The sequence below is a fragment of the Hydrogenophaga crassostreae genome (assembly GCF_001761385.1).
Classification (GTDB): domain Bacteria; phylum Pseudomonadota; class Gammaproteobacteria; order Burkholderiales; family Burkholderiaceae_C; genus Hydrogenophaga; species Hydrogenophaga crassostreae.
On the sequence record NZ_CP017476.1, the window covers coordinates 1,493,937 to 1,508,408 of the forward strand.

Annotated in this window: 11 protein-coding genes; 4 read left to right on the forward strand and 7 right to left on the reverse strand. The window is 59.9% G+C overall.

Translation table 11 applies throughout. The features are described 5' to 3' along the window. Positions 1-95: 95 nt before the first annotated feature. The gene (locus LPB072_RS06960; protein WP_066093655.1) at positions 96-722 is read right to left on the reverse strand and encodes a class I SAM-dependent methyltransferase; all 627 of its coding nucleotides are present in this window, start codon (positions 720-722) and stop codon (positions 96-98) included. 82 nt (positions 723-804) lie between these two features. Here LPB072_RS06960 and ylqF point away from each other — a divergent pair, with 82 nt between their 5' ends. After that, positions 805-1,740, forward strand: a complete 936-nt coding sequence (gene ylqF / locus LPB072_RS06965; RefSeq protein WP_066093183.1) for a ribosome biogenesis GTPase YlqF — start codon at positions 805-807, stop codon at positions 1,738-1,740. Positions 1,741-1,752: 12 nt separating this feature from the next. On the opposite strand, the gene rsgA is transcribed toward ylqF, so the two are convergent. The 3 genes from rsgA to LPB072_RS06980 are packed head-to-tail and all read right to left on the reverse strand — an operon-like array spanning position 1,753 to position 4,359. After that, on the reverse strand, positions 1,753-2,733 hold the full coding sequence (gene rsgA, locus LPB072_RS06970) for a ribosome small subunit-dependent GTPase A (protein ID WP_066093185.1): 981 nt from the start codon (positions 2,731-2,733) through the stop codon (positions 1,753-1,755). A gap of 31 nt (positions 2,734-2,764) precedes the next feature. Then, positions 2,765-3,085, reverse strand: a complete 321-nt coding sequence (locus LPB072_RS06975) for a 4a-hydroxytetrahydrobiopterin dehydratase (protein ID WP_066093188.1) — start codon at positions 3,083-3,085, stop codon at positions 2,765-2,767. Between the two features lie 5 nt (positions 3,086-3,090). Then, on the reverse strand, positions 3,091-4,359 hold the full coding sequence (locus LPB072_RS06980) for a M48 family metallopeptidase (RefSeq protein WP_066093191.1): 1,269 nt from the start codon (positions 4,357-4,359) through the stop codon (positions 3,091-3,093). 73 nt (positions 4,360-4,432) lie between these two features. Here LPB072_RS06980 and orn point away from each other — a divergent pair, with 73 nt between their 5' ends. The 3 genes from orn (at position 4,433) to LPB072_RS06995 (ending at position 9,041) form a co-directional block, all read left to right on the forward strand. Continuing rightward, positions 4,433-5,002: an oligoribonuclease gene (gene orn, locus LPB072_RS06985; protein ID WP_066093194.1), complete on the forward strand. Its 570-nt coding sequence runs from the start codon at positions 4,433-4,435 to the stop codon at positions 5,000-5,002. 71 nt (positions 5,003-5,073) lie between these two features. Next, positions 5,074-6,660: an inorganic phosphate transporter gene (locus LPB072_RS06990; protein ID WP_066093197.1), complete on the forward strand. Its 1,587-nt coding sequence runs from the start codon at positions 5,074-5,076 to the stop codon at positions 6,658-6,660. Positions 6,661-7,070: 410 nt separating this feature from the next. Further along, positions 7,071-9,041 carry a DEAD/DEAH box helicase gene (locus LPB072_RS06995; RefSeq protein WP_082877041.1) on the forward strand — a complete coding sequence of 657 codons (1,971 nt, stop codon included), beginning with the start codon at positions 7,071-7,073 and terminating at the stop codon, positions 9,039-9,041. A gap of 221 nt (positions 9,042-9,262) precedes the next feature. Here the strand turns inward: LPB072_RS06995 and LPB072_RS07000 are convergent, their stop codons facing one another. The 3 genes from LPB072_RS07000 to LPB072_RS07010 form a co-directional block, all read right to left on the reverse strand. Then, entirely contained in the window at positions 9,263-11,230 is a 1,968-nt protein-coding gene (locus LPB072_RS07000) for an acyltransferase family protein (RefSeq protein ID WP_082877042.1), read from the reverse strand. Between the two features lie 108 nt (positions 11,231-11,338). Continuing rightward, on the reverse strand, positions 11,339-12,481 hold the full coding sequence (locus tag LPB072_RS07005; protein WP_066093201.1) for an SAF domain-containing protein: 1,143 nt from the start codon (positions 12,479-12,481) through the stop codon (positions 11,339-11,341). 66 nt (positions 12,482-12,547) lie between these two features. Beyond that, positions 12,548-14,470: a polysaccharide biosynthesis protein gene (locus tag LPB072_RS07010; protein ID WP_066093204.1), complete on the reverse strand. Its 1,923-nt coding sequence runs from the start codon at positions 14,468-14,470 to the stop codon at positions 12,548-12,550. Positions 14,471-14,472: the final 2 nt, after the last annotated feature.

Consider the following 14,472-nt stretch of genomic DNA (forward strand, 5'->3'; position numbering starts at 1 on the left):
CCAATCAGATCAACAGCTTGCGTCGTCGGTACAGGACTTCTCCCGGGTTATGCACAAGCTTGTCCAGTGAAACAAGGGACAACTTGGCCGCGTGATCATTCCGCTGCCTGGGCTTCGCCCCAGCTGTGGAACGTCCAGGGTTTGGGTCCGGAAACATAGGCCTGCTCCAGTTCGACCAATCGAAACCCGGCGGCCTGCAGCAGGGCAGGAATGTCGCGGTTCAAATGGCAACCACCGGCGAGCGGGCCCCAAAGGGGTTGGATACGGTTTTGCCACCGTGCCACGCCCGCGTCAGGCGACAGGCCATGCTCGCAAAAAAGCAAAGAGGCACCTGGCTTCAGTACCCGATGCACTTCTTTCAGCGCAGCAACGGCGTCGGGGATGGTGCACAGCGCATAGGTGACCACGGCGCTGTCCATTTGCCCGCTGGGCAGGGGAATGGTCTCGGCAGACAATCCGATCAAGTCCACCGGAATGCCAGCGGCCGCAATGCGCTTGCGCGCTTTGGGCTGCAACGCCAACGCGGGGTCGAGACCGGTGATGCGGCTGACCTTCTGCGCATCGTAATGGGGCATGTTCAGGCCGGTTCCGATGCCAACCTCCAGGACATGGCCGCGCGCCTGTGGCACGACCTTCTGGCGCATGCGTGTGAACAGGGGCTGGCCACAGGCGGTGTCGAGCACCCAGGGGAAAATTCGGCGTTGAAAGCAGTTGAAGCACATGGGTGCATTGTCCACAACATGGCGGAGCAGTCTGCCGGGCAGCGCACAATCGGGGCATGACATTTGAAAAGAATCAACGACGATGAGCATCCAATGGTTCCCTGGCCACATGCATCTCACCCGCAAGGCCATCACCGAGCGCATCAAGGAAATCGATGTGGTGATCGAGATGCTGGACGCCCGTTTGCCGGGCTCCAGCGCCAATCCCTTGCTGGCCGAGCTCACCGCTTCGCGGCCCGCGTTGAAGGTGGTTAACAAGCAAGACATGGCCGACCCCTTGCGCACAGCGCTCTGGTTGGCCCACTACAACGCCCAGCCCAACACCCGAGCCATCTCGCTGGATGCCAGCGAAACCTCACCCGCGCGCGCCATCATCGCGGCCTGTCATGAGCTCGCGCCTTTGCGTGGCGGCATGGTCAAACCCATGCGCGTGTTGATTTGCGGCATTCCCAACGTGGGCAAATCCACCCTGATCAACACGCTGAAAGGCAAGCGGGCGGCAAAAACGGGCGATGAGGCGGGCGTGACCCGGACCGAATCGCGCATCGCCCTGGCCGATGATTTTTACCTTTACGACACGCCCGGCATGCTATGGCCGCGCATCGTGGTGCCGGAGAGTGGATACAACCTGGCGGCCAGCGGCGCCGTGGGCAAAAACGCCTACGACGAGCAAGAAGTGGCGCTGGAGCTGATGGACAAGATCAAACGCGTCTATGGCGTGGAGCTTGAGGCGCGCTACAAGCTGGGCATGACGCCTGAGGCGATCGCCGAGACCAAAGACGAAGACCTGCTGGAAGCGGTTGGGCGCAAGCGCAGTGCGTTGACCAGTGGCGGACGGGTTGATCCGCAGAAATGTGCCGAAATCTTGATCGGCGATTTCCGCACCAATGCGATTGGCAGATTGACACTGGAGACGCCAGAGGAATTTGCTGTCTGGCTCAAGGCGGGCCACAGCGCAGACGCCGAGCGGCAATCGAAGAAAAAGGACCGTAAACCCGCCAAACGGCGAAAGCGCTGAAACGCTCCAGGCTCAGTAGCGCCGCTTGTCCGACAACTCGGCGAACAGCTCACCGTAGATTTGGTAGCGGTTGGCCCCGATCGCCGGAGCGGTGTCGCTGGGGGGCTCGTCGGCTTTGGCCACCTGATCGCGCACCGAGCAGCCGGGTTCATGCAAATGGGTGCAGTTGTAGAAACGGCAATTGCCCAAGGCGGCGCGCATGTCGGGCATGAGCTGTGCCAGTTGCATGGGTTCGATGTGGTTCAAGCCAAACTCCTGGAAACCAGGGGAGTCGATCAGCGCGGTCTGCTTGGAGTCATCGGTCCAGTACCAGGTGGTGCTGGTGGTGGTGTGTTTACCGGAATTCAGTGCGCGTGAGATTTCGCCGGTGAGCGCCGCTGCATGGGGCACCAACCGGTTCACCAAAGTGCTTTTACCGACGCCAGAAGGGCCGAGTATCAACGTGGATTTTCCGTTCAGCTTCTGCAACAGATCCTCAACACCTGCTTCACTGCTGGCCGCGGTGGCTGCCTTCAGGCGCAACGGCATCACGTCCACACCCATGTGGCGGTAGGGCGCCAACCGCGCCCACGAACGGTCGAATGCGGGCTGTAGATCGCTCTTGTTGAGCACCACGATCACAGGAATGTTTTGTGCCTCGGCAGCAATCAGTGCACGTGCGAGTTGGCGTTCGGAAAACTCGGGATCGGCGGCAACCAGCATCAGAATCTGATCGAGGTTGGCCGCGAACGATTTGGTGCGCAGTTCGTCCTGTCGGTAAAACAAGTTGCGGCGCTCGTCCACGCGCTCCACACTGCCCTCATCGGTGGAGGCGCTCCATTGCACGCGGTCACCCACTACCACCTGGCTTTTCTTACCGCGCGGATGGCAGATGCGGCGTTCGCCGTCGGCGCTTTCCACCAGACAATGGCGTCCAAAAGAGGCAACGACCAATCCCGGCTTCAGGTGGCTGGCGGCCGCGGGTTGGGCCGGTGGCTTGGCAGGGCGGCTCAAGCGGAGAAACCGGTGGAGGCTGGCATGGGGATCAGTCTTTCAACAAGGTGTCGGCGGCGGCGGCGCAGAACATGTCGCTCGCCGAGATTCCGTCGACGTCGTGGGTATTGAAGCGCACGGTGCATTTGCCGTAGCTCACCGCCAGATCGGGGTGGTGGTCTTCGCGGTGGGCCACCCAGGCCAGTGCGTTCACGAAGGCCATGGTCTCGTGGTAGTTCGCAAATGTGAAGGTTTTTTCGATGGAACCATCGATCAGCTTCCACCCCTGGGCGGCCTCACCGTTGAGCTGGGTGAGCTGGGAGACGATTTCGGTGGCGGAGAGCGCGCGGCGGTTTTGGTGAATCGGGTTCATAGGGTTCAAACAGCAAGGCCTTGCAGGCGCGCGATGCGCTCACTGGCCGGAGGGTGGGAATAGTAGAAGCGCACGTACACCGGATCGGGTGTGAGCGTGCTGGCGTTGTCCTTGTAAAGCTTGAGCAGGGCGTTGGCGAGTTCATTGCCATCGGTTTTTTCCATGGCGTAGGCGTCGGCTTCGAACTCGTGGCGGCGCGACAGTTGCGCCATGAGCGGCGAGAGAAAGAAGGTGATCAATGGCACCACCATCATGAACAGCAGGATCGCCAGTGCATTGTTGGGTTCGCTGAGCGAGGGCATCACGCCCAGGCCAGTGTAGAACCAGCTTTGGGTCGACAGCCAGCCCAGCATCGCGAAGCCGACCAGGCTCAAGGCAAACATCAACACCACGCGTTGAACAATGTGGCGCCGCTTGTAGTGACCCAGTTCATGGGCCAGCACGGCATCGATTTCACCGGGCGCGAGTTGTTTGAGCAGGGTGTCGAAAAACACGACCCGCTTGGCGGCACCGAACCCTGTGAAGTAGGCGTTGGCATGGGCACTGCGTTTGCTGCCGTCCATCACGAAAAAACCGCTGGCCGCGAAGCCGCAGCGCGCCATCAACGCGTTGACGCGGGTTTTGATGGTCTCGTCTTGCAGGGGTTCGAACTTGTTGAACAGCGGCGCAATCAGCGTCGGGTAGAACACCAGCATCAGCAGGTTGAACCCCATCCAGACACCCCAGGCCCACAACCACCACACGGGCCCTGCAGCGCCCATGAGCCACAACACAAGCGCCAGGATGGGCAATCCGATCAACGCACCGACGACCGCGCCTTTGACCGCATCGGCGATCCACAGGCCCAGGCTCATCTTGTTGAAGCCAAAACGCGCTTCTATGCGAAACGTGGACCACCAGGCGGTGGGCAAACCGAGCGCGCCGCCGATGAGCACGAAACAGCCGACCAAAGCCAGTTGCTGCCACATGCCGCCCCCCATGAGGTTCAGCAACCCCTGGTTGAGCCAGTGCAACCCGCCGAGCAGCGTCCAGCCCAGCAGCAAAGCGGCTTCAATGGCACCATCGACCAGCCCGAAACGGGTTTTGGCGACGGTGTAGTCAGCGGCTTTTTGGTGGGCTTCGGGTGTGATGGTTTGCGCAAACGCTTCTGGCACGGTGCCACGGTGTCGTGCCACATGGCGAATCTGGCGGCTCGCCAAGACCGTGCGCACCACCAAGCCTGCGATCAGCAGGCCGCAGAAAACCAGAGAAAAAGCCAGTTCGGGAGAAATCATGTGGGGAGTCTATCGAAAGCTGGCGCATGTGGGGCGCACAGGGTCGCCTTGGCCGATAAGCGAAAATGGCCGTATGACGACACCTCAAACTCCACCTGCGCTCGCCAAGAGCGACCAAAACCTGATCTGGCTCGACTGCGAAATGAGTGGCCTGGACCCCGAAAAAGAACAACTGCTGGAAATCGCCGTGGTCATCACGGGGCCTGACCTCACCCCCCGCATCGAGGGCCCGGTGATCGTGATTCACCAGAGCGATGAGGTTCTGAACGCCATGGACGCCTGGAACAAGGGCACCCACGGTAAAAGCGGCCTGATTGACAAGGTGAGGGCCAGCACCGTTACCGAAGAAGAGGCTTCGGCCGAGCTGTTGGCGTTCATTGCCAAGTACGTGCCCAAGAACGGCTCGCCCATGTGTGGCAACACCATCAGTCAGGACCGGCGCTTTCTCGTGAAATACATGCCCAAGCTGGAGGCGTATTTTCATTACCGCTGCCTGGACGTGAGCACGCTCAAGGAACTGGCCAAGCGCTGGAAGCCCGAGGTGTACAGCAGCTTCAAGAAGCACCAGAAACACACGGCACTGGCCGATGTGCACGAGTCGATCGATGAGCTGGAGCACTACCGCACCCACTTGCTGCGATGAGTTAGGGTCATGGGAGGTCACGCCCAAGGGTGTGCACCATGTCAAAATCGGGGCTTCCGAATGAGAGTTCTATGACCAAAAAATCCCGCGCCAGCCTGATCGCCCGCCATCAAGACGTTTTTCAGCTGGGTGCCTCACTGGCGTTCCTGTTGATGGTGGGCCTCTATGCCTCATTGACCGGGGCCAACGTTTTGGGCCTGTCCACCACATCGGTCTGGTTGCTGATCGTGTCGGCCGTCGTGGGCGGCTACATGGCGATGAACATTGGCGCCAACGATGTGGCCAACAACATGGGTCCAGCGGTGGGCTCGGGCGCGATGTCCATGGGCTGGGCGATTCTGATCGCGGCCTTGTTTGAAGCCCTGGGTGCTGTCATTGCTGGAGGTGAGGTTGTGGGAACGATCAAGGGCGGCATCATTGATCCGGCCCAGATCGCCGACGCCAGCCTGTTCGCATGGGTGATGTTTTCGGCCCTGCTGGCCGGGGCATTGTGGCTCAACCTGGCCACAGCGATTGGCGCGCCCGTGTCCACCACCCACTCCATCATCGGGGCTGTGATGGGCGCGGGTATTGCCGCTGGCGGTTGGGGTCTGGTGAACTGGGGCACGGTCGGTTCGATCGTGATGAGCTGGGTGATTTCACCCGTGATGGGTGGTGCGATTGCCGCCGGCTTCCTTTACCTGATCAAGCGCAGCATCACCTACCGAAGCGAAATGACGGTGGCCGCGAGCAAGGCGGTTCCATGGCTGATCGCAGTGATGGTCTGGGCTTTTGGCACATACATGATGCTCAAAGGGTTTAAACATATCTACAAGATCAGTTTCTTGGCGGCGCTCGGCGTTGGCGCGGTATTGGCCGTGGTTGTTTGGGCGTTGATCCGCAAGCCGATTGCGCGCATGGCCATGGCCCAGGTGAACAGCAAAGAGGGCGTTAACCGCCTGTTTACATGGCCACTGGTGTGTTCCGCCGCCTTGTTGAGCTTTGCGCACGGGGCCAACGATGTGGCCAACGCGGTGGGGCCGCTGGCGGCGATTTACGAAGCTGTAAAGTCGGGCGCCATCGCAGGCGAGGCACCCACTCCGCTGTGGGTGATGGTGCTGGGGGCTGTTGGTCTGGCCGTAGGCCTGGCCCTCTATGGCTCGCGCCTGATCCGCACGGTGGGCAAGGAAATCACCGAGCTGGACAACATGCGGGCTTATTCAATTGCCATGGCAGCAACGATCACGGTGATCGTTGCCTCTCAGTTCGGCATGCCGGTATCGACCACCCATATCTCGATTGGCGCGGTGTTCGGCGTTGGGTTCTTGCGCGAATTGCTGAAGGTGAACTACGCCAAGATGGAGGCGGTGGTGTTCGCCGGCCACCAAGGGGAAGACAGGGAAGAGGTTGAGGCCTACCTGCAGCGGTTCGAGGCAGCAGAAGTGGGCGAAAAGAAGCGCATGCTGGCCGACATGAAGCGCAAGAAGGACATTCGCGAAGCGGCGCAAGGCGCCAACTTTGCGAAAAACGAGCGCAAGGCGTTCAAGAAAGCCTACAAGAAAGAGATCGTGAAGCGCTCAGCAGTGATGCGCATTGTGGCGGCCTGGATCATTACCGTGCCTGCCACGGCGGTGCTGGCTGCTGTGCTGTTCCAGATCGTGGCTTCGGTGCTGGGCTGAAGTCCGCGAGCGCTTTGAACACCCCCTGTGTTTCGCGGCTTGTAACGGCTGTCGAAAATAATTCTAGGGTTTTCCCTCGAAGTCTGCGATAATCGAAGGCTGCGCAGGAAACTGCGCTTATTTGTGCATCTGCCTCTCACACACAGGCCTCCCGGATTCGGTTGTCGAAAGCGCTCTCAAAAGTGGTTTGCGACACACCTGCCATCGGTTTCAACCGCTGGCGATCTGGATGAGGTCTTCGCTCCCGGCGTCACGCGACAGCAACTGTGACCCATGGCGCGTTATCCGTTTGATGGTTGATGTTTTGTAACCACGAACGGAACCTGCGCCCGGGAGCGCCGGCCATGTCATTGGCCGGCTCCAGCCTGAGCTTTGGATTCGATCAATTGCGCGTTTGCGCAAGGACGAACATGAGCGATTCTTTTGAAGACCGCGGCGAATTCACGCCCGACAATACCCCTGACAGTACCCTCGATGCCGCGTTCACCGCGCAATCGGCCGACGTTTCCGCATCTGTGGCTGAAGAGGCCGTGGCCGAAGAAGCCGTGATCGCTGAGCCCAATGGCTTTGTGACCATGGGCCTGGCCCCTGAGTTGGTGCAAGCCTGTACCGACCTGGGCTACACCCAGCCCACGGCAGTGCAGAAAAACGTGATCCCCAAAGCCTTTCTGGGCGAGGGTGAAAAGCGTTTTGCAGACTTGATGGTTTCCAGCCAGACCGGTAGCGGCAAAACCGCTGCTTTCTTGCTGCCCGTGTTGCACACCCTGCTTGCTCAACGTGCGGCTGTGGAAGCGCAAGAGCGCGCCGAGTTTGAACAAGCCACGGCAGAGGCCTTGGCCAATGGCGAAGCCGCTCCCAAGCGCCCCAAGCGCAAAGATCCCACCAACCCCCGCAATTTCAAGGCGCCAACGCCTGGTGCGTTGATCGTGTGTCCAACACGCGAACTGGCCCAGCAGGTGGCCAACGATGCCATCGATCTGGTGCGTCATTGCCGCGGCCTGCGCGTGGCCAACGTGGTGGGCGGCATGCCTTACCAGTTGCAAATTGCCAAGCTGCAAAACGCCGACCTCGTGGTCGCCACGCCAGGCCGTTTGCTCGACCTGCAGCGCTCGCAGCAATTGAAGCTCGACAAAGTGCAGTTCCTGGTGGTCGACGAAGCCGACCGCATGCTGGATCTGGGCTTCTCTGATGATCTGGCCGACATCAACGATCTGACCAGCCAACGCGGCCAGACCATGATGTTCTCGGCAACCTTTGCGCCCCGCATTCAGCAACTCGCCATGCGCGTGATGCACGATGGCGGCAAGCACGTGCAAAAGGTTCAGATCGACAGCCCGCAAGAGCAGCACAACAACATCACGCAAAAACTGTTCTGGGCCGACAACGCCCAGCACAAGCGCTCGTTGCTGGACCACTGGTTGCGCGACACCACGATCAACCAGGCGATTGTGTTTTGCAGCACGCAAATCGAATGTGATGGCTTGGCCAACGATCTGCAACAGTCCAACTTCGCGGCCGTGGCATTGCATGGCGCGTTGAGCCAGGGCATTCGCAACCGCCGTTTGATGGCGCTGCGCAGCGGCCAGGTGCAAATCTTGGTGGCGACCGATGTGGCCGCTCGCGGCATTGACGTGCCCACGATCACCCACGTGTTCAACTTTGGTCTTCCAATGAAGGCCGAGGATTACACCCACCGCATTGGTCGCACCGGCCGTGCTGGCCGCGACGGCCTGGCCGTCACGTTCGCCGAAATGCGCGACCGCCGCAAGATCTTCGACATCGAAGCCTTCACGCGCCAACGCATCGCCGTAGATACCGTGGCCGGCATGGAGCCGCGTCAGCGCGCCCCGCAAAACGAGCCCATGGGCCGTGGCGCGCCAGGCCGCAACTACGCCAATGCATCGCGTGGCAACGACCGTTTCGGTGGTGATCGCCGCGGCGCCCCTGCACGCGGTCCCCGCGTCGAAGGTCGCTTTGAAGCCCCTCGCTTCGAAGGCAATCGCAATGACAACCGCGGTGGCGATGGCGGGCGTTTTGAACAGCGTTCGGAAGGCCGTTTCGAAAACCGTGGCGCGCCGCGCTCGGACAACCGATTCGAGCAACAGCGTCCCGACAACCGTTTTGACAACAACCGTGGTGGCGACAGCCGTCCGGCAGGTCGTGGTGGTTTCGCCGATCGTCCTCCAGCCCGTGCCGGTGCCAAGCCTTCAGGTTTTTCCAGCTTTGGCCGTGGCGACAATGCAGCCAATCCGCGCCCCTCGGGCGATCGCTTCAGCGACCGCGGCAACTCTGAGCGCGCGGCCATGCGCGGCGGAGAATCTGCCCAGCGTCGCCCTGAAGGTGGCCCTGGCCGCCCGGTCGCGCGTCGCCAGCCGCGTTGAGCTTGACTCACTGGCCGTGAGGCCATAAAAAATGCCGGGCAACTGCCCGGCATTTTTTTTCGTCTGTCGCCCGTTTTCAGTCGAACCCTCGCGGGCTGTCTTTTGCGGTCTATGCACTGCGTTGCGAATTCTCAGGCAAGCCTTCCTGGCTTGCATTTGCGCGTCACACCTCATTCTGCAAAAAGCCACGCCGCGCACGACGCGGGTGATGTGGAGCATCCTTAAGGTTTCTTGAAAATCAAGGGGCCGAGCTGATCGACATAGTAGGTCACCGCACTGGTGGACAGATGACCGTAGTCATAGGTGAGGGGTTGCTTGGCGTCATCGGTGACCCGGGTCAGGCACCCGTCTTCGTTGCAGAAGAACTGCAAGCCGGAGATGAACTCGATGCCCATTTTTTCGGCACGTGCGCGCATGGTCGCGGTGGCCGAATCAAGGGCTGGATCCAGACCAGCCTTGAGACGCAAGGGCGGGCGTTTGGTTGGGGGCCCTTTTTTCCACTCTTCAAGCAAGATCAACGGCAATGACTTTTGCCAGTAGGGGACAGCGCCGAGCATGATGATGCGCGGCACACCAGCCTTCTTGATTTCTGCGACCGTGCTTTCAAGGTTGCGCAAGTCGTAGCGTTTGTTGTGCCACCAAGCATACAAAATCACCACATCGGGCCTTGATTGGCGGATGGCCTCGATGGAACTGTCGTTAAGGCTCTTGCACAGGGGACGGGGCTCGATTCCGAGCACGGGTGGGCAGATGGCTGCGGTGCGCTCTCCCAATCCGAAATCGTATTTGCCACTGTCTTGCAGAGCTTTGAAGCCGGGGTATAGGGAGCCCGCGTGTGAGTCACCCCACAGGAAAATCAGCGGCCGCTTTTTCTCAACACAGAAGTCTTTGTATGCCGACGCCGGGAATTTGTAGTCCAGCATGCAGTCGCCTTCTCGCCAGCCGTCCACGACCGCCGAACGCCCTCCCTTGCTCATCATGTCGCGCACGATGTCCGGGAATCTCGATTCGAAGCCATCTTGTTTGTAGGTGGTGAAGCCGGCGGTGGCGATGACGGCCACGAGTGCGCTGAGGAACACGGTCGTTGAGCGGTGATTGAGGCGCCCAAAACGGATGGGCTTCTCGATCAGTTTATACGTCAACCAGGCCAACACCACGCTGAGGGCCAGCCACCCGAGCTGGGTGCTGGTGCTGGGCGGCTCTACGTGGGTGATGGCCGAGAATGACAAAAAGGGCCAGTGCCATAGGTAGAGCGGGTAGCTGATCAGGCCGACCCACACAAAGGGCTTGCTGGACAAAACGTGGCGGTTGAACCAGGCCTGAGGGCCTGCCGTGATCAGAAGGGCAGTCCCCACCGTCGGCAGAAGGGCCCACCAGCCTGGAAAGGTGCGTTCCGGGCTGATGCGCACCAGGACCAGCACCAGCATGAATGCACCCAGCCATGCGTAGGTGTTGCTGCGAAGGTGGTGCCGCTCGTGGTGTTCATCGGGACCATGTCCCCATACCCCCTTGCGGAACACCGAAGACCAACCGAGTCGGTAGGTCTGCATGGCTGCAAGCAGTCCCCCGATCAGCATTTCCCAGAAACGGGCCAAGGGGTTGTAGAAAGCGGCCGTCGGCTGGCCCTTGACCAAGGCCAGGTTGATGGCAAATGAAATCAGAATCAGCACGAACACCACCCTGATGATGTTGCGTCGCCATTTGTGCAAGAAGAACAGCGTCACCGGCCAGAGCAGGTAGAACTGCTCTTCGATGGCGAGAGACCACAAATGAAGCAGGGGCTTGTTGACCGAATTGGCGTCAAAGTAACCTGCTTCGCGCCAGAAGGCGAAATTGGAGACGAAGGCACTGCCCGCGAAAACGTGTTTACCCAATAGCTTGTAGTCGGGCGGACCGAGAAGAAACCAGCCCATCACCAGCGTGGTGATCAGAACCAGCGAAAGCGCAGGAAAAATGCGCTTGACGCGTTTGGCATAGAAATCGGCAAAACTGAACCGGTCCTTGTTGAGCCCGGCCAGGATGATGGAGCTGATGAGGTAGCCGGAGATGACAAAAAAGATGTCAACCCCTACAAAACCGCCTTTGAACTTCTCGGGCAAGGCATGGTGCAAAAGCACGGATACCACGGCGATGGCTCGCAGGCCGTCAATATCGGGGCGGTAGTGGGTGCTGTGGGGTTGGGCTGCCATTCAATGAGATTGAAGCTTGCGCGGGTGCGCAACAGATTTGAAGAACACGCGAATCGCGTGGCTGCCACGCCATGGTGGCGTGGCCAGACGGACCGGGTGCCGAGGGACTCAGCTGTAAAGCTGCCGAGCGATCGTAAGAGCCAGCGTGTCGGGCAGGTCTACGTCGTCGAACGTGATGATTTGGCCAGGTGCAATCTTGCGCCGGATGACGGCGTTCTGGATCAATCCGATAGGCACATGGTTGGGGGACTCCTCGATTTTGGCGGCTTCACCCCGCACCTGAAAGCCGCCCAGGGCTCGGTCAATGGGTGTGCCAGGTGCCAGTTCGGTCTTGGCAATGGCGACAATGGAGATCGTCGGCTTGCTGGAGTTGTTCAGTAACACCCCGCCGCCAGCCAAAACGCGGCGCAAGGTTTTGATGATCTCGTATTGGCACAGGTGGAAAGGACGCACCAGCACGTAGTAGGGCCCATCGCCCAGTTTCAGGTAGTTGAGGGCTTTCCATTCCGATTTGTCGTGAGTGCCGACCACGAACACCCCGGCATTGCCCGGTGCGAGCACATAGTCTGAAAGGGCTTCGCCGCGCTCTGCTGCGCCCCTGGCCAGATCGATGGCTGCTTTGGTGACGTCAGCTGTCTTTGGGCCTTGCATGCCCTGGCAGGCGATGGTGGCGCCGAATCCATTGGCGACCAGGGCCTGTTCGATCTGGATTTTCGTGCCATCGGTGAACGAGGTCGTCTGGGCCACGCTGATGCCCTGTTTGCCAGCCCAGTAGGCCATCTCTTCTGGGGTGGGCGTGTGGTTCAGAAAACCTTTCATGTTGCCGTAGACCAGTGGTTTGAAGCCCATCATGATGGCTTCTTCACGCAGCGCAGCAATGGACCCGGGCTGATCGCCTTCGGCCTCGGTGAGCAGGCCCTTGTCAGCGAAGTAAGAGCCCGTGGTGACATGGAACTCGGAGTTCATGGTGACCACGGGCTTGCCCGCGCGCAGCGCCTGGTCGATCACATCGGTGGCGTGCAAGACATCGCCACTGCATTCCACGATCACATCAGACCCGTCAATGATCTGTTGAACCGAGTGGGTCAAACGGTCGGTCAGCGGAAAGTCGCCTGCTTCATTGAGCGGGCGCCGGGTCAGCACAGAGCTGATCTGGAGGTCGGGGGCGTGGTTGTTGATCAAGCGGGCAAATCCGCTGGCGATGAAACCAGTTCCCACCAGTCCGATTTGGGGTTTTTTCAAAGTATTCATGGCGTGTGTGCTTCGCGTAGGGCGCGGGTGAGCGAGGAATCTGACGGAGGTCGAAACACCGCAGGGTTACAACGTGCTGTCTGTGCCAGTGGGGGCCAGAGGGATTGAGGAGGGCTGGTAGCCGCTCACCAGTTCGATCAAGAGTGCCTTGAGGCTGGCCGTGTCGTTGTACTTCAGGCGTAGATTGAGCTCTTCTATCCGTTCCGACAACACCGGCCACTCCAGAAACTCCTCGTGGGCTTTCATGATGCGGGGGTGGGAGGTCGGGCTGGGGTCGTTGCCAATCAGCAGTTCTTCAAACAGTTTTTCTCCGGGGCGCAAACCGGTCACCACGATTTCAATGTCGCCATCGGGATTCAGTTCGTCCCGCAGCGTGAGACCGGAGAGATCGACCATGCGCTTGGCCAGATCAACGATCTTGACCGGGTCGCCCATGTCCAATACAAAAACGTCGCCGCCCTTTGCCATGGCCCCGGCCTGGATGACCAGTTGGGCCGCCTCAGGAATGGTCATGAAGTAGCGGGTCATCTCAAGATGGGTCAGGGTGATGGGGCCACCTTCCCGAATCTGGCGGCGGAACTTGGGTACGACGGAGCCCGAGGAGCCCAGCACATTGCCAAACCGCACCATGGAGTAACAGGTGTTGGGGTACACGGAAGACAGCGCCTGCAGACTCATTTCAGCCAGGCGTTTGCTGGCACCCATGATGTTGGTTGGGCGAACGGCCTTGTCCGTACTGATCAGAACGAAATCGTTTACGCCCAACTCGCCGGCGACCCTGGCAGAAACCAGGGTTCCCATTGTGTTGTTGCGGATCCCTTCAACCGGGTTGTCTTCCACCAGGGGCACATGTTTGTAGGCTGCAGCGTGATAGACCGTGTGAGGTTTCCAGTAAGCCAGGACTTCGCGCAACCTTGATTCGTCGCGCACCGACGCAAGCACGGGAAAGATGGTTGTTGATTCGCTGTTGCCCAGCTTGTCGGTCAACTCCTGGTGAATTTCATAAAGGGAAAATTCACTTTGATCGATCAACACCAGGGTCGTTGGGCGGGCCGCAAGGATTTGTCGGCACAGCTCGCTGCCAATGGAGCCGCCGGCGCCAGTTACCAGCACCACCTTGTTCGCGACGTTCTTGCCGATCAGTATGTGATTGGGGGTCACAGGTTCGCGACCCAGCAGGTCATCGATATCAAGCTCACGCAGGTCGGAAATACTCACTGTGCCTTGTGCAAGTTCGCTCACTCCTGGCAAGGTTCGAACCTGCACATGTGCCTTCAGCATGCGCTGAATCAGTTCATTGCGCCGGTTGCGCCGGGCCGATGGAATGGCCAGCAAAACGGTGGTGACTTCCAGCGACGCCACCAAGCCTTCGAGGTCTTCTGGGCTGTAAATGGCAAGTCCGTTCAGAACGTGGCCATGCAGGCGGTCGTCGTCATCCATGAACCCCACAACCACCATTTCATGGCTGTTGGCCATCGCGCCAGCGAGTTGCCGTCCGGCATTGCCCGCGCCATAGATCAGTACCCTGGGCAAGCCCATCTTGAGTTGATTGCGGTAGAGGCCCCCGAGCCAGAATCTTGCCAACATCCTCGATGCGCCGACGGTCAGCAACAGCAGCATGGGCTGGATCAGGCCGACCGTGCGAGGCACTCCGTCCATACCAATGGCCGCAAATACCGTCGCAAAAAGCAAGCCGTAGACGCCGATGGCCTTTACAACGGTGGTCAGCGCCGACAAGCCCGAGTATCGGAAAATGGCCCGATAGAATCCGTTGACGATAAATATCGGCAGCGCGAGACCCAGCGAGACGCCCACGGCCCACATGGGCTGCCAATAGGAGTCGCCGGAGAGTTTGATCCATTCCCCCAGTCGCAAGTAATACGAAAGCCAGACCGCCAGTACGCACAAGGACGCGTCAACCAGCAGCACCACCACCCGTTTGGCCGGGCGGGGCATGGCGAGAATGGGGAGGGCAAAACGTGTCAGCATCG